Origin of the sequence: Pelagibacterium nitratireducens, from assembly GCF_037044555.1 — a bacterium.
GTDB lineage: Bacteria > Pseudomonadota > Alphaproteobacteria > Rhizobiales > Devosiaceae > Pelagibacterium > Pelagibacterium nitratireducens.
Genome location: NZ_CP146275.1, coordinates 3,174,323 through 3,198,107, shown reverse-complemented (window position 1 = coordinate 3,198,107; position 23,785 = coordinate 3,174,323). Strand labels below are relative to the sequence as shown.

General features: G+C 60.7%; 20 protein-coding genes. 10 read left to right on the top strand and 10 right to left on the bottom strand.

The annotated features are described in order from the left end of the window. Positions 1-31: 31 nt before the first annotated feature. On the bottom strand, positions 32-1,087 hold the full coding sequence (locus tag V6617_RS15700) for a LacI family DNA-binding transcriptional regulator (RefSeq protein ID WP_338607859.1): 1,056 nt from the start codon (positions 1,085-1,087) through the stop codon (positions 32-34). Between the two features lie 297 nt (positions 1,088-1,384). Between V6617_RS15700 and V6617_RS15695 the strand changes: the two genes are divergently transcribed. The 3 genes from V6617_RS15695 to V6617_RS15685 are packed head-to-tail and all read left to right on the top strand — an operon-like array spanning position 1,385 to position 4,769. Beyond that, on the top strand, positions 1,385-2,950 hold the full coding sequence (locus V6617_RS15695; RefSeq protein WP_338607858.1) for an ABC transporter substrate-binding protein: 1,566 nt from the start codon (positions 1,385-1,387) through the stop codon (positions 2,948-2,950). A 59-nt stretch (positions 2,951-3,009) separates the two neighbouring features. Beyond that, a complete protein-coding gene (locus V6617_RS15690; RefSeq protein WP_338607857.1) occupies positions 3,010-3,930 on the top strand; it encodes an ABC transporter permease in 921 nt (306 codons plus the stop codon). Further along, positions 3,927-4,769 carry an ABC transporter permease gene (locus tag V6617_RS15685; RefSeq protein ID WP_338607856.1) on the top strand — a complete coding sequence of 281 codons (843 nt, stop codon included), beginning with the start codon at positions 3,927-3,929 and terminating at the stop codon, positions 4,767-4,769. Before V6617_RS15690 ends, V6617_RS15685 begins: the two co-directional genes overlap by 4 nt. Before the next feature lie 14 nt (positions 4,770-4,783). Here the strand turns inward: V6617_RS15685 and V6617_RS15680 are convergent, their stop codons facing one another. Genes V6617_RS15680 through V6617_RS15670 form a run of 3 tightly spaced genes read right to left on the bottom strand, consistent with a single transcriptional unit; the run spans position 4,784 to position 7,661 of the window. Next, positions 4,784-5,740, bottom strand: a complete 957-nt coding sequence (locus tag V6617_RS15680; protein WP_338607855.1) for an oligopeptide/dipeptide ABC transporter ATP-binding protein — start codon at positions 5,738-5,740, stop codon at positions 4,784-4,786. Then, positions 5,737-6,789: an ABC transporter ATP-binding protein gene (locus tag V6617_RS15675; protein WP_338607854.1), complete on the bottom strand. Its 1,053-nt coding sequence runs from the start codon at positions 6,787-6,789 to the stop codon at positions 5,737-5,739. The genes V6617_RS15680 and V6617_RS15675 overlap by 4 nt, the downstream gene beginning before the upstream one ends. Beyond that, on the bottom strand, positions 6,786-7,661 hold the full coding sequence (locus tag V6617_RS15670; protein WP_338607853.1) for a metallophosphoesterase: 876 nt from the start codon (positions 7,659-7,661) through the stop codon (positions 6,786-6,788). Before V6617_RS15670 ends, V6617_RS15675 begins: the two co-directional genes overlap by 4 nt. 117 nt (positions 7,662-7,778) lie before the next feature. On the opposite strand from V6617_RS15670, the gene V6617_RS15665 reads away from it, so the two are divergent. Beyond that, positions 7,779-8,639, top strand: coding sequence for a LysR family transcriptional regulator (locus tag V6617_RS15665; RefSeq protein ID WP_338607852.1), 861 nt, complete (start codon positions 7,779-7,781; stop codon positions 8,637-8,639). A gap of 36 nt (positions 8,640-8,675) precedes the next feature. On the opposite strand, the gene V6617_RS15660 is transcribed toward V6617_RS15665, so the two are convergent. The 3 genes from V6617_RS15660 to V6617_RS15650 all read right to left on the bottom strand — a co-directional run bounded on the left by V6617_RS15660 (position 8,676) and on the right by V6617_RS15650 (position 12,046). Then, positions 8,676-10,130 (bottom strand): alkaline phosphatase family protein, encoded by a 1,455-nt coding sequence (locus V6617_RS15660; protein ID WP_338607851.1) that lies wholly within the window; start codon positions 10,128-10,130, stop codon positions 8,676-8,678. A gap of 109 nt (positions 10,131-10,239) precedes the next feature. Further along, entirely contained in the window at positions 10,240-11,199 is a 960-nt protein-coding gene (locus V6617_RS15655) for a dihydrodipicolinate synthase family protein (protein WP_338607850.1), read from the bottom strand. 124 nt (positions 11,200-11,323) lie between these two features. After that, entirely contained in the window at positions 11,324-12,046 is a 723-nt protein-coding gene (locus tag V6617_RS15650) for a GntR family transcriptional regulator (RefSeq protein ID WP_422394790.1), read from the bottom strand. Positions 12,047-12,188: 142 nt separating this feature from the next. Between V6617_RS15650 and V6617_RS15645 the strand changes: the two genes are divergently transcribed. Next, positions 12,189-13,421 carry an FAD-binding oxidoreductase gene (locus V6617_RS15645; RefSeq protein WP_338607848.1) on the top strand — a complete coding sequence of 411 codons (1,233 nt, stop codon included), beginning with the start codon at positions 12,189-12,191 and terminating at the stop codon, positions 13,419-13,421. 10 nt (positions 13,422-13,431) lie between these two features. After that, positions 13,432-14,433: a 4-hydroxyproline epimerase gene (locus V6617_RS15640; RefSeq protein WP_338607847.1), complete on the top strand. Its 1,002-nt coding sequence runs from the start codon at positions 13,432-13,434 to the stop codon at positions 14,431-14,433. Positions 14,434-14,442: 9 nt separating this feature from the next. On the opposite strand, the gene V6617_RS15635 is transcribed toward V6617_RS15640, so the two are convergent. The 3 genes from V6617_RS15635 to V6617_RS15625 are packed head-to-tail and all read right to left on the bottom strand — an operon-like array spanning position 14,443 to position 17,202. After that, positions 14,443-15,480: a trans-3-hydroxy-L-proline dehydratase gene (locus V6617_RS15635; RefSeq protein ID WP_338607846.1), complete on the bottom strand. Its 1,038-nt coding sequence runs from the start codon at positions 15,478-15,480 to the stop codon at positions 14,443-14,445. A gap of 55 nt (positions 15,481-15,535) precedes the next feature. Then, entirely contained in the window at positions 15,536-16,159 is a 624-nt protein-coding gene (locus tag V6617_RS15630) for an XRE family transcriptional regulator (RefSeq protein WP_338607845.1), read from the bottom strand. A 35-nt stretch (positions 16,160-16,194) separates the two neighbouring features. Continuing rightward, positions 16,195-17,202: an Ldh family oxidoreductase gene (locus tag V6617_RS15625; protein ID WP_338607844.1), complete on the bottom strand. Its 1,008-nt coding sequence runs from the start codon at positions 17,200-17,202 to the stop codon at positions 16,195-16,197. Between the two features lie 313 nt (positions 17,203-17,515). Here V6617_RS15625 and V6617_RS15620 point away from each other — a divergent pair, with 313 nt between their 5' ends. The 4 genes from V6617_RS15620 (at position 17,516) to V6617_RS15605 (ending at position 23,785) form a co-directional block, all read left to right on the top strand. Then, the gene (locus tag V6617_RS15620; protein WP_338607843.1) at positions 17,516-19,102 is read left to right on the top strand and encodes an ABC transporter substrate-binding protein; all 1,587 of its coding nucleotides are present in this window, start codon (positions 17,516-17,518) and stop codon (positions 19,100-19,102) included. 21 nt (positions 19,103-19,123) lie between these two features. Then, positions 19,124-21,145: a hydantoinase/oxoprolinase family protein gene (locus tag V6617_RS15615; protein WP_338607842.1), complete on the top strand. Its 2,022-nt coding sequence runs from the start codon at positions 19,124-19,126 to the stop codon at positions 21,143-21,145. Position 21,146: 1 nt separating this feature from the next. Then, positions 21,147-22,871, top strand: coding sequence for a hydantoinase B/oxoprolinase family protein (locus V6617_RS15610; RefSeq protein WP_338607841.1), 1,725 nt, complete (start codon positions 21,147-21,149; stop codon positions 22,869-22,871). Positions 22,872-22,939: 68 nt separating this feature from the next. After that, positions 22,940-23,785, top strand: a complete 846-nt coding sequence (locus tag V6617_RS15605) for an ABC transporter permease (protein ID WP_338607840.1) — start codon at positions 22,940-22,942, stop codon at positions 23,783-23,785.

Here is a 23,785-nt window from a genome sequence, read left to right as displayed (position 1 = left end):
GAAGCCAGCTCTTTTTCGTCAAGGCTCATGGCTAGTTGCTCCCCACGGCCATCAGGCGGGTCGGACCGAGGTCGCTGTTATGGGCCAGCGATCCGCGTGAAGTGAGCGCGCAGTCCAGCAGGACACGCCGATGCTCGAGTTTGCCTTCGATGGTTTCGGCCAGCAGATGCATGCCCTCGACGCCGATGGCGCGGGCCGGCTTTTCGATGGTGGTCAGACCGGGATCTGAAAAGGCGGCCGCGGGAATGCCGTCAAAGCCCAGGATCGATACGTCGTTGGGACAGCGCAGTCCGGCTTCGCGCACGGCCAGCAGGGCGCCGAGTGCCATCAGATCGTTTGCGGCAAAGACGCACCGGGCCGCCTTCGGGTCGCGTTCCAGCAGGCGCAGCATCGCCGCGCGCCCCGATTCGACTGTATAACTGCCTTCTTCGATCACCAGCGTTGCCGGATCGATATCGTGGCCAATGCAATAGTCGTGAACCACGCGCATGAAGCGCACGCGGGCCAAACGGTTTGCCGAGCCAACCAGAAGCGCCGGGCGGTGATGATCGAGGCTGGCAAGGTGATCGAGGCCCAGAGCAACGCCTTGTGCGATATCGCTGCCCACGCTCGAGAGCTCGGGAAACCGCTCGGCGCTCGACCCGATAAGCACAACCGGGAGGCCGAACCGGCCCAGCCCGTCCACATTGTCGGCAACCGGATTGACGATGGCCCCGTCGACACGCGCCTGGCGCAAGGCGCGCAAATGATGCGCCTCGCGCTCGGGGTCCCAGTCGGAGCTGAAAATCAAAAGTGAAGCGCCGCTGGCCGCTGCGGCATCCTGAGCGCCGCGTGCCACTTCGGCCCAGAACGGGTTGGCAATATCGGGGATGACCAGGCCGATCAGCCCGGTCTTTCCCGAGCGCAGCGAATGGGCAAGATGGTTGCGCTCATAGCCCAGCGCCCGCACGGCGGTAAGCACCCGTTCTCGCGTCTTTTCCCCGATATGGGGCGACCCCGACAGGGCGCGCGCGACGGTGCTCTTGGAAACACCCGCCACTTCCGCAATGTCTATGATCGTCGGCTGCTTGTTCCGGCGCGTGGTCATGCCTTGATGCGGCTTAGCCGCTTCCTCCCATTTTTGGGAACGTTACCAAACGGATTTGCACCTGTAAAGACGCGCCCGAAAAATGGATCGCCATCTCGCGGCATGGGAGCTGATTGAGGGAGCATGGAAGCATTCGGCCCGGCAATCGGCGACTTCGCCGGCATTGGAAATGGCGCCTGCCTTACGCGGGTATTAGCCGTGTTAATATTGTGTCATTGCCCGTTTATTGCCTCTCCCTAACGTCCCCGGCGACGACCCCCGAGGTCGTGAGCAAGTTATTCACGAACGGAGAGCAATATGACAGTCCTCAAAAGGGTGGTCATGGTATCGGCCGCGATTCTGGCGATGGCGGCACCCGCCGCCGCCCAGGACGATCGTCCAACCCTTACCATCGGCGTGCAGTCCCTGCCCGCCGGTTTCGGCCCCGGCCTCAACATTTCCAATGTCGGCCAGCGGGTCAATTATTCGATTTTCGACGAGTTGATCCGTCGCGCCTATTGGGAAGGTGGCAACGGCAACGGCAACGGGACCGAACTGGCTCCGTCCCTGGCCACCGAGTGGCGCAATGTCTCTCCCAAGGAATGGGAAGTCGATATCCGCACCGACGTGGTCTTCCACGACGGAACGCCGATGACGGCGGAAGACATCGCCTTCTCGTTTGGCGAAGAACGGGTGTTCGGCGCGGACCGCCTCGTTGCTGTCGGCCCCACCTATTTCGGCAACTTCACCGCTGTCGAGGTGGTCGATGAGGACACGGTTATCTTCACCACCAGCGCTCCTGATCCCATCTTTCCCTATCGCTTCACCGCCACCATGGGAAAGGTCGTACCGAAAGACTATTATCTCGAACTCGGTCCCGAAGAATTCAATCTCGCCCCCATCGGCACCGGTCCCTACAAGCTTGCTGAAATGCGGCAGGGTGAATTCATCCGGCTTGAATCAAACGACGCGTATTGGGGCGGCCTGCCGCCGGCCCGCGAGATCACCTTCCTCGAAGTTCCCGAGATGTCGACCCGTATCGCCGGGCTGATGACCGGTGAACTCGACATGATCACCGATATCTCTCCCGACCAGAAGGGCACGCTCGAACAAGCCGGCAACGTGCAACTCATGCCGGCGTTGATCGACAATTCGCGCGTGATTGTCTTTAACACGGTCCAGGCTCCCATGGACGATGCCAATCTGCGCCGCGCCATGGCCTATGCCGTCGATCGTCAGGCGGTGGTCGAAGCGCTTTGGGGTGGCGACTCCCAGGTGCTACCCGAGCTGGTGTTTCCCAGCCATGGTGAGGAAATCTTTTCCGGCCGCGAGGCGGCCCACTACGATCCGCAAGAAGCCGCGCGGCTTCTTGAGGCTTCGGACTACAATGGTGAAGACCTCATCTTCCGCATCAATGGCGGGTATTACACCAACTACCTCGAAGTCGCCCAGGTGCTCCAGCAGATGTGGCGCGACGCGGGGATCAACGTGACCATCGAGTCCTCGACCGAGGGCGGTGGAGCGCTGGTCGAGGGGGTATGGCATATGCGCGCCTGGTCGAACGGCATGCAGATGCCCGATCTCACCCATCCCATGATCAATGCCTGGGGCGCCACCTCGATCCGCACCAACCCTGACGATTTCCGGTACACCTGGACCCCGCCCGCGCACTTGCTTGAATTGCACGATCTGCTCAACACCACTCTCGATGCCGATGAGCGTGTCGCCTATTTCAACGAAGCGCTCGATATCGTCGAGGCGGAGGCCCCGCAAATGGAATTGTTCCAGCACGTCGAATATTTCGGTGTCCGAGAAGGCATTGACTGGCAGCCCTATTCTTTCTGGATGATGGATCTGGGCCCCAACAATCTCTCTTTCGAATAAGGATCAGCGGCGGGTGGCGCGTCTGTGCCATCCGCCTCAATTTCCGGGAGTTCGGACTTGTGAAAGCCCACCCTGTTGCCGCCCGCGCGATGCGCATGGGCATTACCCTTCTGGTCGTGGCCGTCGCCGTGTTCTTTATGGTCCGGCTGTCGGGTGACCCAATCGCCATCATCGCCGGGCCCGATGCCGATCCGCTCCAGATCGAGCGCATGCGTGAACGCTGGGGCCTGGATCGGCCACTCTACGAGCAGTTGTTCGCCTTTCTGAGTGGCATTTTCCAGGGCGAATTCGGATACTCCATCGTGACCGGGATGCCTGCGGCCGAACTTTTTCTCGAACGTCTGCCGGCCACAATTGTGCTGGGGCTTACCAGCCTTGCACTCAGCATCGCCATTGGCCTGCCGCTGGGGATCATCGCAGCGCTGCGCCACAATACCGCGCTCGATCGGTTCGTCATGTCACTGTCGGTCATGGCCTTTTCGATGCCGAACTTCTTTCTCGGCATTCTGTTCATCCTGTTGTTCTCGCTCCATCTGCGCTGGCTTCCCACTTTTGGAAGCGGCTCGCTTCTTCATCTCATCCTGCCCGTGATGACATTGGGCCTGTCAAGCGCCGGCGCCATCGCACGTTTCGCGCGCTCCTGCATGCTCGATGTTCTCAATCAACCCTATATGCTGGCAGCCCGGGCCCGCGGCATCCGCCCACAGCGACGGACGATCCTGCATGCACTGCCCAACGCCTCGATCCCGCTGGTGACAATCCTGGGTTTGCGGCTGGGCGATCTGGTGGCTGGGGCCATAATTGTCGAGACCGTCTTTGCCTGGCCCGGCATCGGCCGGCTATTGGCTGAATCGGTCATGAGCCGCGACCTCGCCGTCGTTCAGATCATCGTCCTTGCCACCGCCACCACAATGGTCCTCGCCAACCTTGCCGTCGACATCGCCTATGGATGGCTCGATCCGCGGCTGCGCAAATCATGAAAAAGCTCTTTTACAACATGCCTTTGACAACGCAGCTGGCCCTGATCTTCCTTGTCGCGCTCATCGTTCTGGGACTGGGTGCCGATTTTCTGGCGCCCTATGATTATCGCGACACCGATATTCTCGCGCGCCTCCAGCCGCCTCTTCTTGCTGGTGGCGGCTGGGACCATGTGCTTGGAACCGACGAGATCGGGCGCGACGTGCTGTCGCGCATTCTTTTCGGCCTGAGGACAAGCCTTCTGATCGCAGCGCTCGGCACCATGGTCGGCGCCGTCGTCGGCACGCTGCTGGGGTTTGTGGCCGCTCATTTTCGCGGTCCGGTCGATCAGATCATCATGGCGGCCGTCGACTTTCAGGCGGCTGTTCCCTTCATCATCCTCGTCCTGTTCTTCATGGCAATCGCGGGGAGTGGACTGTGGATATTCCTCCTGCTGGTGGGGCTGGCAGGATGGGAAGTCTATGCCCGCCTGACGCGCGGCATGGTGCTGAGCGCCAAAGAGCAGAACTACGTCATGGCGCTGCAGGGGCTCGAGCTCAGCCAGTCAACGATCTATCTGCGCCACATTCTGCCCAACATCGGCAGTGCGCTGATCGTTCAGCTCACGCTCAATTTCCCGGCGACCGTGCTGCTTGAAACCGGCCTCAGCTTTCTCGGCCTGGGCGTGCAGCCGCCCAACACGAGCCTGGGGCTGATGCTGGGACAGGGGCGCAATTTTCTTCTCAATGCGTGGTGGATTGCCGTGTTTCCCGGCAGCGTGATTTTTCTCACGACCCTGTCGATGAGCATTCTGGGCGATTGGCTGCGCGACCGGCTCGATCCGCTCTCCCAATCCCGGTAATGCTGTCGGTGCAATCAGTCGAGATGGCAGGCGATCTGCCGGGCGGTACCGTCGTGCCGCAATTGCGGCCGCTCTGTGCTGCAAATCGGCATGGCGTGGGCGCATCGCGGATGGAAGGGGCATCCCGCGGGCAGGGCGAGGGGGTTGGGTGGCTCGCCGATGGCCGCCTCGTCCCGCCGATCGCGGCGCGGATCCAGCGCTGCAGAGAGCAGGACCCGCGTATAAGGATGACGCGGTGTTGCAAAGATTTCGGTCGTGGGACCGTATTCGACAATCCGCCCCGCATACATCACCGCGATCTCATCGCAAAGATAGCGGACGCTGGAGAGCTGGTGGGAAATGAACAGATAGGCCAGCCCCAATTCCCGGCGCAGCTTTTCAAGCAGACCGAGAATCTGGGCCTGCACTGAAACGTCGAGCGCCGAAAGGGGTTCATCACAAACCAGAAGTTTGGGCCGGGCCGCCAGCGCGCGTGCAATGACCACACGCTGTTTCTGCCCGCCTGAAATCTGGTGCGGAAACCGCTCGGCCATGTCGGTGGACAAGCCCACAAGCGTAAGCAGGCGGTCGCGCTCGGCGAGCCGATCTGGATGAGAGCCGCTAAAGGCAATCCCTACCGCCTCTTCGATCTGGTCGCCAATGGTCATGCGCGAATCCAGCGCGCCGGCCGGATTCTGGAAAACCATCTGAACGCTGCGCCTCAACTGCCGCCGCTCTTGCGGCCCAACCGCATCAAGGCTGCGCCCGTCGATGCGAACCATGCCGGCACTCGGGTCGAGAAAATGGGTGGCGATACGGGCGAGCGTGGACTTGCCGCATCCGCTTTCTCCCACCAGCCCCAACGCCCGACCCGGAGCGATCGAAAGCGAAACTCCGCCGACGGCGGCAAGCGCGCGCCGCGGCGAGAATATGCCCTCGCCCGCGACATGGAAGGTCTTTTCGATATTGTCGAGGGTGAGCAACGTGGTCATTGAACGCTGAATCCGGTCGAACCGAGCGGGTTGTGGCAGCGCACCATGTCCTCGGCTGCGAGGGCGACACGCTCGGGAAGAACCTGTGCGCAATGGGCGGTGGCGTGCGAGCAGCGCGGATGAAAAGCACATCCCGAAACGCGCTGTTGCGGGCCGGGCACCTCGCCGGGAATAGCAGCCGGTGGTGGTGCTTGCGGGTCGAGCGAGGGCAGACAGTCGAGCAGCGCGCGGGTATAGGGATGCTGCGGTCGGTCAAACAGATCGGTCATGGATCGCGATTCCACCGATCGACCCGCATAGAGCACTGTAACCCGGTCGCAGATTTCCGAGACGACGCCAAGATCGTGGGTAATCAGTACGATGGCAAGGTCGCGCTGGCGCTGGATCGACCTGAGCAGGTCCAGAACTTGGAGTTGCACAGTCGCATCGAGTGCTGTGGTCGGCTCGTCTGCAATCAGGATCTCGGGCTCGGTGGTCAGGGCCATCGCGATCATCACCCTCTGGCAGGTGCCGCCGGAAAGTTGGTGCGGATAGGCGTCGAGCCGCGTTTCGGGCGCGGAAATGCCAACCATGGCCAAGAGCTCGCAGGCTCTGGCGCGTGCTTGTTTCCGGGTCATGCCCATATGCATCCGCAGCGGCTCGACCAGTTGCACGCCGATGGTGCGCACCGGATTGAGCGCGCCCTGGGGATCCTGAAAGATCATGCCGATCTTGCGGCCCCGCACCGCTTCGAGCCCGGCGCGGTTCCCGCCCAGCAACTGGGTTTCCCCCAATCGCACCGAGCCCGAAACCTGTGTACTGCGCGGCATGAGACCGAGCGCCGCCAGGCATGTCACGGTCTTGCCGCACCCGCTTTCTCCAACGATGGCATGGCACTCGCCACGAGAAACCGAAAGGCTCACATCGTGGACGAGGTCGAGCCTGCCGCCCGGAGATGGAACGCTGACAGCGAGATTTTCGATGGCAAAGGCCGGAGATTTGCGTGCGATTGAACGGGGCTCCGCCATCGCGGCGAAGGAGGGGGCGGGGACAGGCAGTGATAGCGTCATGATGCGATCTCCAGCGGGTCGGGATCGGCGTCGGGGACACTCACACCCCGCTTAGCGCAATTGTCCACGAAATCGGTGAACTGACCCCTTGGGTGCGTGTGGACATCGCCGGCATAGGTGAAATCCTGCTGGTGGGTCACAAGGCTGCGCTCACCGACCAGCGCAACGGCGTAATGGGGCGCGCCTTCCCAGCGCGAGACCAGATCGGTCGAAAGGTCGGGATAGACTTGCGAGCCCATCGAGCGCAGGCCCGAAAAGGAAATGCCTTCGACATGACCTTGCATGTCGGTGTGGCAATGACCGTGAAAAATATGCCGGATCTTTGCGCTGTGCCGAGCCAGGACCTTGTGAAAGGCGTCCCAGTCCGCAACCCCTTTGGCATCCATTGCAAAAGCTCCGGTCGGGGTGGGGTGATGGTGCATGAACATCAGCACCTCGCGCTCGCTTTCGGCCAGCCGCTGATCGAGCCAGCGCAGGCGGTGGCTGCCGAAGGCGCCACCTGCAGTGCCGGCGGTCTGGGTATCGAGAAACAGGAGCCGATAGCGATCATGATCGACCCAGTACTGCATGAAGGGTGCGTCAAACCGATGACGCTCGCCGAACACCGACAGGAAGTTCTCCCGATTGTCGTGATTGCCGATCATCAGATAGACGGGCAGCGGATAGTCGGCCAAAAGGCCCTTCAACTTGCGATAGGCTTCAACCTCGCCCCAATTGGCAAGGTCGCCGGTGATGACCACAAATCCGGCATCGGCGAAATGGGTGCGGGCATGATCGAGCGCCTGCCGCGTCGCCTCGTGAGTGTCATGACCGAAATGGAGTTCGCCGGTTCCGGTCAGATGAAGATCGGTCATATGGATAAGCTTGAGCAACGGGGCCTCGTAGACGCATTCAAATTGAAACTCTCCCGCCGATATCATCGAACTGTCACGTCGCGGTGATGTAGTATTAGCGCTGTTTATACATCGATCACGCTCCGGGAACGGCCATTGAAAATCAATCATCACCAGATCGTCGCCTTCAACGCCGCGTGCCGGCACAAAGGATTTTCGAGCGCGGCCAAGGCGCTTGGGGTGACCCAATCCTCGGTCACCCAGAACGTGGCCAAATTCGAAGCCGAGATCGGCGCACGGCTGTTCGAGCGTCGGCGCACCGGGCTCGTGCTGACCCCGGCCGGAAGCAAAATCCATTCGGTGACAGAAGAAATCGGCCACCTCTATCTGGTGCTCGAAGAGCGCATGGGTGAATACGCCCACCTCAATAAGGGGCTCCTGCGCGTGGTCGCTGCGGCATCTCAGCCGGCGCTGTCCTATCTGAGCCGGTTCAAGGAGCGGCACCCGGGAATCGAGTTGGCCTTCGACAACGCAAGTTGGCGCCAATGCGCCGATCTGCTTCGCAATCGGGACGCCGATGTGGCACTCATGCCCCAACCTGAAAATGCCGCCGGGCTCTACCTGTGGCCGATCGAAGAGCGCGTTCACATGGCCTTGGTTTACAAGGGGCACCCGCTGTTCGAAGCACCCGAAATTACCATTGCCCAAATGGCGCAAACCACTGTGGTTCTTGCCAGTTCTCGCTCATTCGCCCGCTGGCGTTTCGAGCGGCGCGCCGTCGAACTGGGCGTGCGTTTGCCCGATATCATGACCGTCGGGTCGACCCCGATGGCCGTCGAGGCGGTCAGCAACGGCCTGGGTATTGGCATCACCTATGGAGAGGCCGTGCAGTCCGAACCGCGCCTGCGCGCCATCCCAATTGCCGACCTTGCCGATTCCTATTCCCTGGTGGCGGCGTGCAACAGCGACGTGCGCGATCTGGCCATCATCCGCAGCTTTTTCGATTGCATGGATTGAGCGGGCACCGGGCCCTGAACCCGGTGCCCAGCCGTTTCATCCCACCCAGCCATGATCGGCAACGGTACGGCGGTCCAGCCTGCGGATCTGCAGATGCTGCTCAAAGGCGCCGTTGCTGACCGATACGGTTTCCACTTCAGGCAGCGCATCGGAAGGCTCGGTGCCGTTGACCAGCAATCCGCCCAATGGTCGTCCGACCATCGATTGGGGCTGCTCGATGCCGAACAGCGACAGGATGGTTGCGGCCACATCGACCATGCCGCCGACGGTTTCCGTCCGAAAATGACCTTTGAAGTCCGGCCCCGCGGCAAAAAATACGGTCGCGAGTTCTTCCGCATGCAGCCCGCCATGGCTCGACCCGCTCGGGCCCTTGTCGCCCGCATTGAGACAATGGCCGTACTGCCGTTCATGCCCATCGGCGTCCATGCGGCGCAGTTGAAAAAACAGGTCCGGTGCGCGTTCATGATCGAGTGAGAGCAGGCTGGTCGAAAACGTGCCGGGGATCGCACCGGCCACGCCGTCGCCGCCGGCGGTCAATAGATTGCCGCACCATGGCTGGGCCTGCATCCAGGAAACGATATCGGCCAGGACCGAGCTGTCGGTATCGCGCAGATAAATGCCGCCGCTGCCAAACGGCAACAGCAAGGCACCGGGTTGGGCCGGATCGGTGGTAACCGGCAGGCCGGTTTCGGCGAAAAGGGCTTTCAGTGCAATCGTGCCGGAGGTTTCCACATGTCCGTGGTCGGACAGAAACAGCAGATTGGGCGCGTCATCGCCCAGCCCGCGCCACCACTTAATGACCTCGCCGACCAGGTCGTCGGCATGGGAAAGTGCCGCTGCGCTTACCGGCCCGCCAAAGCCGTCGACATGGAGGGATTTGTCAGGCTCGTCCGACCAAACGACCGTAACGTCCGGCAAAAGCTGGGGATAGACGATTTCGGTCATCGCTCTGATCGCATAGCGCGAACGTTCGAGATTGACCCCGCTCGGAGAAGGCATGGGCCCCAGCTCGGCTTCCACCGCAGACCATAAACGTTCAGAGCTGAACTGCGGTCCGGCCAGCGACAAATAATGTTGTCCGCGTTCGGCCGCACGGTAGTTGAGCAATTGGGGCGCACCCGAGGCGCCGCAATGGATGACCGCCATGGTCCGGTCCGCATCGGCCAGTGCCTGGCCCAGCGGCGTTGCCGTCACAAGGTCCGCGCTGGGGTCAAGACCAGCCATCTGGGCAAAATCGCCGACATCGAGAATGCCGCCGGGCTTGAGTGTGCCGCCGGCGATCTTATTGAAATGGATGCCGTGATATTTCGGCGTCGTGCCGGTTCCAAGGCCCGTCTTGTTGACCCTGGTATGGCTGGGATAGAGCGCCCGGCTTCCGCCCAGTACCGCCGCCTCTTCGCGGAAGCGGGCAAGGTTGGGCATCCTGTCCAGGGTAACGAGATCAGGCCGCAGGCCATCCAGAACGACGACAACGAAACGATTGTGGGTCACGAACATCTCTCTTTGCTAAACGATGTTCAAGTCCACTACGTCGTCCCCGTGTCACGCTGTTGACGCACTATTACCCGCGCTAATGGGTTGGTTACCCGACAACCTCCCGCTAGGCGTATATCTGGACCGCGCCGGGCAGGGTACTCCATTGCGCGTACCAGTTCTCGAACAGTTCCAACTGGCTTTCGGCATAGCCGCGCTGGCTGTCGGTGAGGGCGTCCGTTTCGTTGAAATTGAGGGCATACTCGGCATCGCCCTTGATCGCCATCAGGTGCTTGTAGAAAAGCACAAGGTCCGGCCCTTCATCGAATGAGGACAGAGCGCCAAGCGCGCCTTCGAGTTCGAGTGCGCGTTGGCGGGCATCCACATCGCCACCGGCTGCCGCCTGCGCCAGGGCGCACAGGTGGAGCACTTCGCGGGGCAGGACATTGCCGATCCCGGTGATTGCGCCCGCCGCACCGCAGTTGACGAAGCCGTGGAAGACCGTTGTATCGACACCGATCATCAGCGAAATCTCATCATCCTGGCTGGTGATGTTTTCCGCAGCATAGGTCAGGGATTCGGTGCCGCCGAACTCCTTGAAACCGACGAGATTTCTGTGTTCCGCACGCAGCGCGAAGAACAGGTCGGCGCGTGTTGCAAAGCCATAATAGGGACTGTTGTAAATCACAGCGGGCAGGTCGGGTGCCGCCGAAAGGATTGCCTTGAAGTGATGGCGTTGCGCGGTGGTGGAGGGGCCGCGCGACAGGACGCGCGGAATGACCATCAGGCCCTGTGCCCCAACCTCTTGGGCATGGGCTGCAATGGCGACAGCCGAGGCCGTGTTGATCGCGCCGGTTCCCACAATAACGGGCACACCCGCACCAACCAGTCTGGCGACACCTTCCATGCGCTGGGCATCGGTCAAGAGCGGCCAATCGCCCATCGATCCGCAGTAGACGACAGCGCGCATGCCGGCAGAAATCAGTTGTTCGCCCTTGCGGACCAAAGCGTCGAAATCGGGTGTTCGGTCCGGCTTGCAGGGGGTCATCAGGGCAGGAATGCATCCTGAAAAGATGCTGGCGGCCATCGCGACGTCTCCTCGATCATGGCGGTTTCGGCATTTGAACCCCAATAATACGCGTTGTATTTTGTTTGTCGACAGAAATTTCGGACGCACGGTTTAATGCGTCGAGCTCCTCCTCGATCCGCTGCTACAAAGACATATGTGCGTTGATGCGCTTGTCGGCGGTGATGTAGGACTGAATCTGGGTGACAATCTGCTCCGCATGAGCGCTGGCCAGCCGATCGGCCTCCTCGACATCGCGCGCGGCGATCGCGGCGATCATCTGGTCATGTTCCGTCACGTATTTGCGCGGCAACTCGTCGTTGAACGAGGAATAATAAAGCCGCAGGATTCGCCGGTTCTCGTCGAGCAGCCGCACAAAAAGCTCGGTGTAATAGCTGTTGCCGCCGGCCCGCGCGATTTCGAGATGGAAGTCCCGGTTGGTGGCAATCAGCGCAAGCGCGTCGCGGGCCTCCACGGCCCGTGTGAACTCCTCCTGCTTGCCGCGCATGCGGACAATGTCGTCAGCGCTGTGATGGCCCGCAGCCAGTCGCGTTGTCACGCGGTACATAAGCGTAAGCGCGTCGAAAAACTGAGGCAGATGGAGAAAGTCGATTGTAGAAACAATGGTGGCCCGGTTGGGCAGCGTGGTAATCAGCCCTTCGACCGAAAGCCGCACGAGAGCTTCGCGGATCGGGGTGCGCGACAGCGAAAAGCGATCTGCGAGTTGCAACTCGTCCATCGGGCTGCCGGGGGCCAGCTTGAGATCGATGATCTCGTTGCGCAGGATCTTGTAGACATGGCTGGAACCCGACCCGCGTTTGGGTGTGCCGGTGCCTTCCGTTCTTGCCTGCTCGGTATCTCTGGCCATGCCACCCATCCCTTTTCCTGCATTCATTCATAAGGATGGACTTTGATGCGGGGAAGGGAGTCGATAGCCAATATTTTCTATGTCGACAGAGTTGTTGCCCGTCGATATACACGGTGCGGTGCTGAACGGGGATCGAAATGCCATGCGCGTCGCGGTAATCGGAGCAGGGGTAATCGGCGTGACCGCCGCACTGGCGCTGGCCGAACGCGGGCACGCGGTAACGATATTGGACCGCCAGGGCGTGGCCTCCGGCGCCTCGGGTGGCAATGCAGGTGCATTTGCCTTTTCCGATGTCATTCCGCTGGCAACGCCCGGCATCATGAAAAAGGCGCCTGCCTGGCTTCTCGACCCCAACGGGCCGCTTTCCATTCCTCCCGCCTATGCCTTCAGGATTGCACCCTGGCTCCTGGCCTTTTTCAAGGCGAGCCTGCCCGCCCGTTACGGTGACGCGGTCGTGGCGCAAGGCGCCTTGATGGGCCACTCCGCTGCCGCGCTCGAGCGTCTGGTGAAAACCTGCGATCTCGAAGAGCTGCTGCGCCGTGAGGGGCAATTGCAACTCTACGAGGGCGAGCGCGAATTCAGGGCCAGCCTGCCCGGTTGGGAAGAACGCGAGGCCGTGGGTGTCAAATTCGACCTTCTCACGCGCCCCGAAGCGATTGCCGAAATCCAGCCGGGTCTTTCTCCGCGCTTTACCCATGCAGGGTTCACCCCTGACTGGAAAAACGTCACTGACCCCGCGCTCTGGACCACGGCAATCGCCGACAGGGCACAGGATCGTGGCGCCACATTTGTCAGATCCGAGATCACAGACATCACGCCCACCGAAAACGGCGTGGAACTGACCGGTTCAGACAAAAGTCTCGTATTCGATAAAGTCATTGTGGCCGCAGGCGCTCATTCGAACCGGCTGACGCGGACGTTGGGGATCAGTCTGCCGCTCGAAACCGAGCGCGGCTACAATGTGACCTTGCCTGAGGGCGCTTTCGATCTGCGCACTCATGTGACCTTTGCAGGGCACGGATTCGTGGTCAGCCGCATCGGTGACGGCATCCGCGTCGGTGGAGGCGTGGAGCTCGGCGGGCTCGATCTGGCACCGCGGATGAGCCGTGCCGATGCCTTGCTGGCCAAGGCGGCGCGGTTTCTGCCCGAACTCAGGACCGCCGGTGGACGCCGCTGGATGGGATTTCGTCCCTCAATGCCCGACAGCCTGCCGGTCATTGATCTTGCGCCGGGCCATTCCCGTGTCATTCTGGCATTCGGTCATGGACATCTGGGGCTCACGCAATCGGCTGGAACTGCAGAAATCATCGCCGATCTGGTTGACGATACCCCGCCTTCCATCGACATCACGCCGTTCCGGGCAACCCGTTTTTGAGAAGAGTTTTATGAGCCAGCATACCTTCCAGTGCATCGACGGACACACCTGCGGCAATCCGGTACGTCTGGTCGCCGGCGGCGCGCCCCTGCTCAAGGGTAACACCATGCTTGAACGGCGCGCGCACTTTCTGGCCGAATTCGACTGGATCCGCACCGGGCTGATGTTCGAGCCGCGCGGACATGACATGATGTCGGGCTCGATTCTTTATCCGCCCACGCGCCCCGATTGCGAGGTTGCGGTGTTGTTCATCGAAACCTCGGGCTGCCTGCCCATGTGCGGTCACGGCACCATAGGCACCATCACGATGGCGATCGAGAACGGGCTGATCGCTCCGCGCGAACCGGGAAAGCTCTCGATTGAAACACCCGCAGGTAAGGTCGACATCACCTATCATCAGGAGGGTCGGTTCGTTGAGGAAGTGCGCCTGACCAACGTGGCGTCTTTCCTCCACGCTGAAGGGCTGACCGCCGAGATCGAAGGGTTTGGAGAGCTCGTCGTCGACGTTGCCTATGGCGGCAATTTCTACGCGATTGTCGAGCCACAAAAAAACTTTCGCGACATGGCCGATTTCTCGGCTGCCGAACTGATCGGCCTGTCGCCCAAGCTGCGCGCGGCGCTCAACGAAAAATACCAGTTTGTGCACCCCGAGTACCCCCAAATCAGCGGGTTGAGCCACATCCAGTGGACCGGACAGCCGACCCAACACGGCGCGACGGCCCGCAACGCCGTCTTTTACGGCGACAAGGCGATCGATCGCTCGCCCTGCGGCACCGGCACTTCGGCGCGCATGGCGCAATTGACCGCAAAGGGAAAGCTCGCTGTGGGCGACGAATTCGTCCACGAAAGCATTATCGGCTCACTGTTTTCCGGTCGCATCGAGGCAGCGGCCCGGGTGGGCAGCCTCGAAGCCATCATCCCCTCCATCGGAGGCTGGGCCCGCCAGACCGGGTTCAACACCATCTTCATTGACGACCGGGACCCTTACGCCCACGGCTTTACGGTGATCTGACGCCGGGCTTCACCCCGGCGTGCCTGCGGGCCATGTATCACCGATACGATATCCCTCCGGCCAGGGATCGGACGGATCGAGCATGAGTTGCCTGGTTTCGGTTATCCATGCCCGACCTGAGATGGATGGAACTATGGCCGGTGTGTCGCCGATCGTGGTTTCGCGCTCGATCCGGCAGGCAAAGCGGCTGCCAATGATCGAAACGCCATAAAAGTCCTCACCAACCGCCAACTCGCCGCGTGCATGAAGAACGGCCATGCGCGCCGAACAGCCCGTGCCGGTTGGTGAGCGATCGAGCTTTCCCGGTTCGATGGCGACAGTGTTGCGACCGGTCTTTATCCCATCGATATCCTGGATCGGTGCGGTGAACTGGCAAAATGAAATATGGGACCAGTCCGGGTTCGTGGGGTGAGAAAATCCGAGCTGATCAGTGGCGGCGCGAGTCAATTTCATACCCATGCTGGCAAGGTCGTATGCCTCGTCCGGAACAAGGGAAAACCCCAGTTGATGGGCATCGACAAGAACAAAACTGTCCCCGCCATAAGCAGTATCGACCCGAAGGGTCCCGACCCCCTCGACCTCGATCACAGCGTCAAGCTTTGCCGCAAAACTGGGGTGGTTGATAACGCGGATTGAGGTGGCCTTGCCATTCTCGCATGTCGCCACGACCTCGATCAGTCCGCCGGGCGCTTCAAGGGTGAAGCGGGTTTCAGGCTCGGTCATTTCAATGATGCCCGTATCGAGCAGCACGGTCGAAACACAGATCGAGTTCGATCCCGACATCGGGGGCGTATGGATCGGTTCCATGATGATCCAGCCCATCGCCGCACGCGGGTCCTTGGGCGGTACCAGAAGATTGACATGCCGGAAGACGCCACCACGCGGCTCGTTGAGAACGAAATTACGTAGCCGGTCGTCGGCAGCGATCCATCGTGCCTGCTCCCAGATGGTTTCGCCGGGTGGGGGCGCATATCCGCCCACTATTACGTCGCCGACCTCGCCTTCGGCGTGACAACCTACGACATTGATGATTTTTGATGACCGCATGTGTCAGGCAGCTCCGTTCAGCAATGGTGCGGTGATGCGGGCTGAGTGCGGCGCGTCATCCCCTGAGCGGCTCGACGACCCGCGAACATATCCAGAGCACCTCGGCATCCTCTTCCGAGGCCCTGATGAGCGCGTGGCCCATGGTGCTGTCGAAATAGCAACTGTCACCCACCGAAAGCCGGGTGGGTGCATAAAACTGCGTATGAAGTTCGATCTCTCCCGACAGCACGAAAACAAACTCTTCACCGGGATGGGACAGCATGCCGTCAAATCGGGAAACCGAGTTCGCCTTTATTCTGGCTCGAAGCGGTACAAACTGCTTGTTTGCCAGATCGGTGCACAACATCTGATAGTCGTATTGCGCGGTATCGAGAGGAACCCCGTCTCCGGCGCGCGTTACCGTGCGGCGCCCACTGACAGTTGTGGTCTGGCGTTCTGAAAAAAGATCGGCGACGTCCACACCCAGCCCTTCGGCCAGGCTCAGAATTGTATCGTATGTCGGCGACATCTGCCCGTTCTCGATCTTGGACAGCGTCGAGGGGGCCAAATCACACCGCCGGGCCAGTTCATTGAGGGTAAAGCCATTGCTCTGCCGCAGATGGCGCAAGGTTTCGGCGATGGAATGTTGCGACCGGCGCTGCGAGCTTTTCTCGGATGGCTTGGGGAGGGTGCTGTTCATGAGCGCGGCCGCTGTCCTGTGGGTTTGTTCAAGTTTTAGGCTATTGCCAATGTTCTGAGACTGGCAAGGTCTTCTGCAGTAATGGGTATGCCGTTTTGTGTCGTTTGGGCACGAATTTCCGCGCGGCGCTGACCCGGTAGTCGCGAAACCCCCGCATCCTGCATTGCCGCGATCAGTGTATGCGCGCGCCGGTCGAACGGTTCACCCGCCGCGCGTGAAGGGTCGATCAGGATGATCAACTGCCCGGTATGCGGCGTCTGCGCGCCCTTGTGTCCCGACCAGTCGAACTCGAAGGAAAAGTGCCCACCCGTAAGGGCCGCTCCGAGCAATTCCACCATCATCGAAATCGACGATCCCTTGTGGCCGCCAAAGGTCAGCAGGGCGCCACCGTCCAGCACGGCCTGGGGGTCATCGGTTGGCTTGCCGTCTTTGTCGACCCCGGAATCGGGTGACAGAGCATGTCCCTTGCGGGCTGCGATCTGCACGTCGCCATTGGCCATCGCAGAGGTTGCGAGATCGAAAACGATCGGATCGCCGCCATCGAGTGGTGCCGCAAAGGCAAAGGGATTTGTGCCGAACACCGGGCTCTTGCCATCGAACGGCACGGTGCATGCAAAACTGTTGACAGCACTGATGGCAATCAGGCCTTCGCGGGCCAGCGGTTCGATATCGGGCCAGAGCGCGCTCAAGTGATGCGAATTGCGGATCGCCAGAACCGAAACTCCGGTTTGCCGGCACTTGCTGACGGCCAGATCGCGAGCGCGCGCCAATGCGACCTGGGCAAAGCCATTGCTCGCATCAACCCGGCAAAAGGACGGAGCGATGTCTTCGACCTCGGGAATGGCTCTGCCGTCGACCCAGCCTGTGCCCAAGGAATCCACGTAGCCCCGCATGCGAAAGATGCCGTGGCTATATGCGCCATCGCGCTCGCACATGGCGCAGTTCTCGGCCAGGATCGACGCGACGACCTTGTCCGTCCCGTGGTGCAGGAAGATTTTTTCGAGAAGTTCCACGAGTTCTGCATAGGCGATGGTTGTGGACACGAAGCGCTCCAGTAGAGAATATTTCCGATACGAAATATAGATTGATTTTCGTTACCCGTGCAAGAGGGAGTGTGTTTGGTATGGCTCTCGTTCTTGAATTGAAGAATATGCCCAAAAAATAGGCGTTTCGCTACCAATTCGATCGGGTTTAATCGAACAAAAAATCGAAACTGGTCGATTGACAGCATCGGATGGGTATGTACTATCGGAAATATAGTTTCCTTTAGGTGCACTCTTGAGGGGCGTTGAGGGTGCACCGCGTAGTGATACGCACATGTCATAAATGACGCCCGCATATCGAAAGGACATTCGAATGCGCATCGGAAACATCGGAAAATTGTCGCTTGTGGCGGGACTGCTTTCGTCCCTCACCATGGTGGCAGGGCCGGCGTTGGGTCAGGACTCGGACCTGGTGGTCAACAGCGCTGTCGCGCCAAGTACGCTCGATCCTGCATGGGCCTGCGGGCTGCAGGAGATCAGCTTTCTCCAGAATTTCTATGTAAGGCTTACCCAGTACGGAACGGCGGAGGGTCCGGAGGGTACTCGCGTCGTCGATTATTCGACCGTAGAGCCCTACCTTGCGGATTCCTGGGAGGTCAGCGACGATGGGTTGGTCTACACCTTCCATCTCAAGGAGGGTTATACCTTCGAAAGCGGCGCTCCGGTCGATGCCGAAGCGGTGCGCTATTCGCTCCAGCGTGTCCTGGACATGGCTGGCTGCGGGCGCTTCTTTTTGACAGACGGGCACATCGATCCCGTCATCATCGATGCGATCGAGGTGGTCGATCCGTTCACGTTGACCATCAGGCTCAACAAGCCAAACGGCAATATGTTGGGTGATCTGGCGACCCATGCGGCATCGATCGTTGATCCGTCGGTCGTGGAAGCCAATGGTGGTGTGGTCGCGGGGCAACCCAATGAATTCATGGCCGCCAATGTGACCGAGTCCGGTCCGTTCCTGCTTGAATCCTATTCCGCAAACCAGAGTGCGCGGATGGTTGCCAATCCCGAGTTTGTTGGAGAAGCTCCGGCGTCGGATGCGATCAGCGTCAACTGGATCACGGCGGCGCCCACCCTGTTGTTGCAGGCGCGCACAGGGCAGGCCGATATCACCTTTGGTTTGGCAAAGCAGGCCGTGACCACGCTTGCCGATAACCCGGGCACGCGCACCATCGCCTATACCAGCCCCTTCGTGCAGCAGATGATGTTGCCGAACACCAAGGCGCCCTGGGACAACGTTCTCTTCCGCGAGGCCGTTGCCCATGCCGTGCCCTATGAGGACATCGTGGAGCGCGTCGCCTATGGCTACGGCACGCTCTACTACGGCCCCATCCCCCCGAGCTTGCCGGGATACAATGCCGAACTGAGCCAGCCCATCCCCTTCGACCTCGATCGCGCCAGGGAGTTGATCGCCGAAAGCGGCGTGGCCACGCCGGTCGATATCGAGGTGATGATTCAGGAGGGCGATGCGACCCAGCAGCAGTTGGCGACGGTCCTGCAGAGCACATGGGCGGATCTGGGCATCAATCTCAACATTCGCGTGGCACCGGCTGCCGAGTTCCAGGATCTGTCGCAGGGTCATCAGGTTCAGTCCCTGATGCGGCTCGATGGGCCGGGCGTGTTCGAGGTCGGCTACTATTGGGGTTACGACGCCGTCTGCGACAACTCCAATAATCTCACCGAATATTGCAACCCTGAAGTCGACGAACTGGTCGATCAGTTGCGCGCCTCCTCCGATGAGGCAGAGCGTCAGGCGATCATGGATCAGGTGACCGAAATCTGGCGGTCGGAATATCCCAAGATCCTGTTTTTCGAGGACCAGCCGGTCGTCGTGCTGAGTGATGCGGTGACCGAGTTCACCTTCTCACCGCTGCCCGACTACCGCTATTGGGCGAAATAGACTTTCCAGGAGAAAGAACGAATGGCAACGCGTATTGGTGTCGATATTGGCGGCACGTTCACTGACCTCGTCTATTTCGACGAGCGGACGGGCAAGACGGCGGAAGGCAAGGTTCCCACTGTACCTTCCGCGCCAGAGGAGGGGGTCGTGCATGCGATCACCAGCCACGTACCTCAGGATATCATCGAGGAAGCCGAGTTCTTTCTCCACGGAACCACAGTCGGCCTCAACGCTCTTCTGGAGCGTCGGGGTTCGAGGGTCGGCCTGATCACCACCACCGGGTTCCGCGACGTGCTCGAAATTCGTCGCGGCGACCGGGCCGAAATGTACAATTTGTTCTGGAAACAGACCGAACCTCTGGTGCCCCGGCGCCTGCGTCTTGAAGTGGACGGGCGCGTGCTGGGCAACGGCTCCGAGTATCGGCCTCTCGATGAAGATACGGTCAAGGTTGCTGCACAAAAACTGATCGCAGAAGGCGTCGATGCGATCGCCGTCAGCCTCATTAACGCCTATGCAAACCCCGATCATGAACTCGCTGTCGAGCGTATCTTGCGCGACGAGGGGTTCGAGGGCGGAATTTCGCTTTCGCACAAGATTTCCGGCGAGTATCGCGAGTATGAGCGGACCTCGACGACCTGTATTGACGCGTTTGTGCGTGGCCGCATGTCCAACTATCTGCGCCGTCTCGATGGCCGGTTGCGTGAACTCGGTTTCAAGGGCACATCGCTGATCACCCGGTCCGGCTCCGGTTCGATGACCTTTGCCGAAGCCGAGGATCGCCCGTTTGAAACCATCATGTCCGGTCCGGTGGGCGGCGCACAGGGTGCCAGCGAGCTGGCCAGAATGCTCGGCATCAAGGCGCTGGTAACCGCTGACGTCGGCGGAACCAGCTTCGATACGGCCCTGGTGATCGACGGCAAGCCCCAGGTACTGTTTGAGGGCATGATCGACAACATGCCAATCCAGAGCCCTTGGGTGGATGTCCGCTCGATCGGGTCCGGCGGAGGCTCGATAGCCCATATCGATCCGGGCGGCCTTATGCGGGTCGGGCCGCGCTCGGCCGGCGCCGTGCCGGGTCCCGCCTGCTACGGCAAGGGCGGCACCGAACCGGCCATGACCGATGCCGCAGCGTGGCTGGGGATGCTCGGGCCTGGCGATCTGGCGGCCGGAATTCATCTCGATATCGAAAAGGCAAGGTCCGCACTCGAATCGGTGGGAACTCATATCGGTCAGGATGTCGAGGCGACGGCCGCGGGCGTGATGCGTATATCCTCAGCGGCAATGGCAAATGCCATGCGTGAGATTTCGCTCGACCAGGGCCTCGACCCGCGTACCATCACGCTTGTGCCTTTCGGTGGCGCCGGGCCGTTGATGGGCACGCTTCTGGCCGATGAGCTCGAAATGAACCACGTCGTGATCCCGCCTCTGGCCGGAAATTTCTCGGCCTGGGGGCTTCTGGGAGCAGACATGGTGCAATCGGCCGCCCGCACCCGTGTCATCGACTTTGTTTCCGGCGCTCTCCAGGAGGTCAATGGCGTTCTGGACGAACTTTTTGCAACGCTGACAGAGCGCAGCACGGCCCATGCCAACCACGCTGTGCAATCGGCCCGGCTGGACCTTCGCTACAAGGGGCAGGAACACACGCTTTCCATCGAGGTGGCGGTAGAGGGCGGCGCGGTTTCCGAAGACGAAACAGTCATCCTCGACCGGTTTGTAACCGAATATGCGCGCACCTTCGGTGCCACAATGAACCAGGACGTCGAACTGGTTTCGGTGCGGGCCAGCACCACGGTTCTGCTGCCGCGCCGCGATCTGAGCTACGCGCCGAAACATTCCGATGGCAATAACGATCGCGTAATGGACGTCTATTCCTTCGAAACCAAAGAGCGCGTGCCGTTCAGGATCATCCCCCGGAGCACGATTTCGGGCAGGGTCAAGGGCCCGGCGATCATAACCGAAGAGACAACGACGACCTATGTCGACGTTCAATGGACCATCTCGAACGGCAAGGCGGGCGAGATCATTTTGGAGCGGACCCACTGATATGGCAAAGAGACACGAACCAGTCGTCCACAATGCGGGCATGTTCGGCCGGATGACCGAGACAAAGGCGGATCCGATCACAACGGAAGTCATCCGCCACGCGCTCAACTCCGCGGCCAACCAGATGAAACGGGCCCTGATCCGGACGTCGTTTTCACCCATCATTTACGAGGTGCTCGACTTCGCGGTGGCTATCTACGACAAGGAAGTCCGGCTGCTTTCCCAGGCGCCGTCGCTTCCGATGTTCATGGGCACGCTGTCCTTCTGCATCAACGAGGCGGTCAAGGCCAATGGGGGACCCGAAACCCTCAATCCGGGAGACGCGCTGATCTACAACTGGCCCTTTGGGACCGGCTCGCATCCCCAGGACATGGTCATCATCATGCCCGTATTCCTCAACGATGAGGAGTTGATCGGCTATACTGCGATCAAGGGCCACTGGCTCGACATCGGGGCCAAGGATCCCTACTGCACCGATACAACCGACGTGTTCCAGGAAGGTGTGATCTTTCCAGGGGTCAAGATTTATAAGGAAGGGGTTCTCAACGAGGATATCTTCCGCATGATCATGGCCAATACCCGCGTGCCCCAAATGGTACGGGGCGACCTTGATGCCCAGATCACCGGTTGCCGGGTCGGCGTAAAGTCGCTGCTCGAGGTCGTCGAGCGCTTCGGGCTCGAAACCTATCGTGCGGCGGTCGACGACATGTTCGACCACGGCGAGCGCATCGTGCGATCCTATTTCGAGAAAATCCCTGATGGCCGTTATGTCGGCAAGGGCGAGATGGACAACAACGGGGTCACCAAGGATCGTATCCCCTTCGAGATCGCGCTCGAGGTCAAGGGATCGGACGTGGTTCTCGATTTCTCAGGCGTTCCGGACGAACAGGTCGGCCCGACGAACTCGCCGCTCCCCACGACAATTTCGGCCAGCCGCGTCGCCATCACCATGCTGGCGGGCTATGGTGAGGCTCCCCACGAGGGCCATTTCCGCGCCCTCAAGGTCATCACCCGCCCCGGGTCGATGTTCGATCCCCTGCCGCCAGCGCCCTCCTTTATTTATGGCTGGCCGGGCTTGCAGGCCATCGAAGTGATCTACAATGCCGTCGCCAATGCATTGCCCAAGGCCGTTCCGGCTCAATCGGGCGGCTGCATCTGTTCCATTGTTGCATGGGGACAGCGTGAAGAAACCAGGGAACCCTGGGCGGACGGCACTCCATTGCCCACCGGACAAGGTGCGTGGGACGGCGGCGATGGCGGCACGATGCTACACATAGCCGAATCCGCGACCCGTTTCACTCCGGCAGAGGTTTGGGAGCAGCGCAATCCCTGGATCGTCGAGCAACTGGCACTGGCCAGCGATTCGGTTGGACCGGGAAAATGGCGGGGCGGTCCGGGGCTCAATCTCGACATCCGCATGACTGAGGATACCCTGATTACAACCGTGTTCGAACGGTCTCTCAACGCACCCTGGGGATTGTTGGGCGGCAAGGAAGCACGGCCGAACAATTGCTATGCGCAGATGCCGGATGGTGAGGTTCATTCGATCGCCAAATCGACCCACTTTCACATGCCAAAGGACTCGGTTCTTCAAATGAAGACCGGCGGTGGCGGGGGTTATGGCGATCCGTCCGAACGCCCCATTGCAAGCGTCCAGCGCGATGTCGAGGATGGCTATATGACCGAGGCCTATGCCCGGAAACACTATCCTCACGCATTCGCCTGAGCCCAATGCCGGGAGTGCGGCGAAGTCATCGCACTCCCGAAACGAAAAATGTTGAGAGGACGGATTTGGTGCGACGACTTTTTGCGCAACTGGCCCATGACCGCGAATTGCTCTTTGGCGTGATCATTCTCGGCGTCATCGTGTTTCTTGCGCTGTTCGGTCGCCTGCTATGGCCCCTCGATCCGCTTCGCGTCGATATTTTGAACTCTCTGCTCCCGCCAAGCTTCGAGCACCCGATGGGCACCGACGATGTGGGGCGTGACGTCTTCGCGCGCTTCATCCAGGGGGCGCAGGTCTCGATCGGTGTGGCCATCGGGGTCACGATCGCCGGAACGCTTATCGGCGGCACCCTCGGTCTGCTTGCCGGTCTTGTCGGCGGGTGGTTCGATGCTGTCATTTCGCGGGTCATGGATGCTATCCTGGCCTTCCCGCCGCTCATTCTCGCAATGGCGGTTGCCATTGGGCTCGGAGCGGGGATCGTCTCGGCCGCCATCGGGGTGATCCTTGCCGCCATCCCCTGGTACTTCCGGCTGCTGCGCAGCGAAGTCCTGCGGTTGCGCACCCTGATGTACGTGGAATCCGCCCAGGCCCTGGGTGCCTCCAATTTCCGTCTGATCCGGCTCCATATCCTGCCCCAGACCACCTCGACGATCTTTATTCAGGCCTCCTCGGTCTTCAGCTTTTCGATCCTGACCCTTGCCGCCCTCGGCTTTGTCGGCCTTGGCATCCAGCCCCCCACTCCCGAATGGGGAACCATGATCACAGAGGGGCTTGCCTTTGCGCTGACCGGTCAATGGTGGCTCGGCTTTTTCCCGGGGTTGGGCATTTTCATGCTCGCGGTATCGGCCAACCTGATTGCCGACCGGCTGCGCGACATCTACGACCCGAAATCGGGCGCGCGACTGTCAATCTAG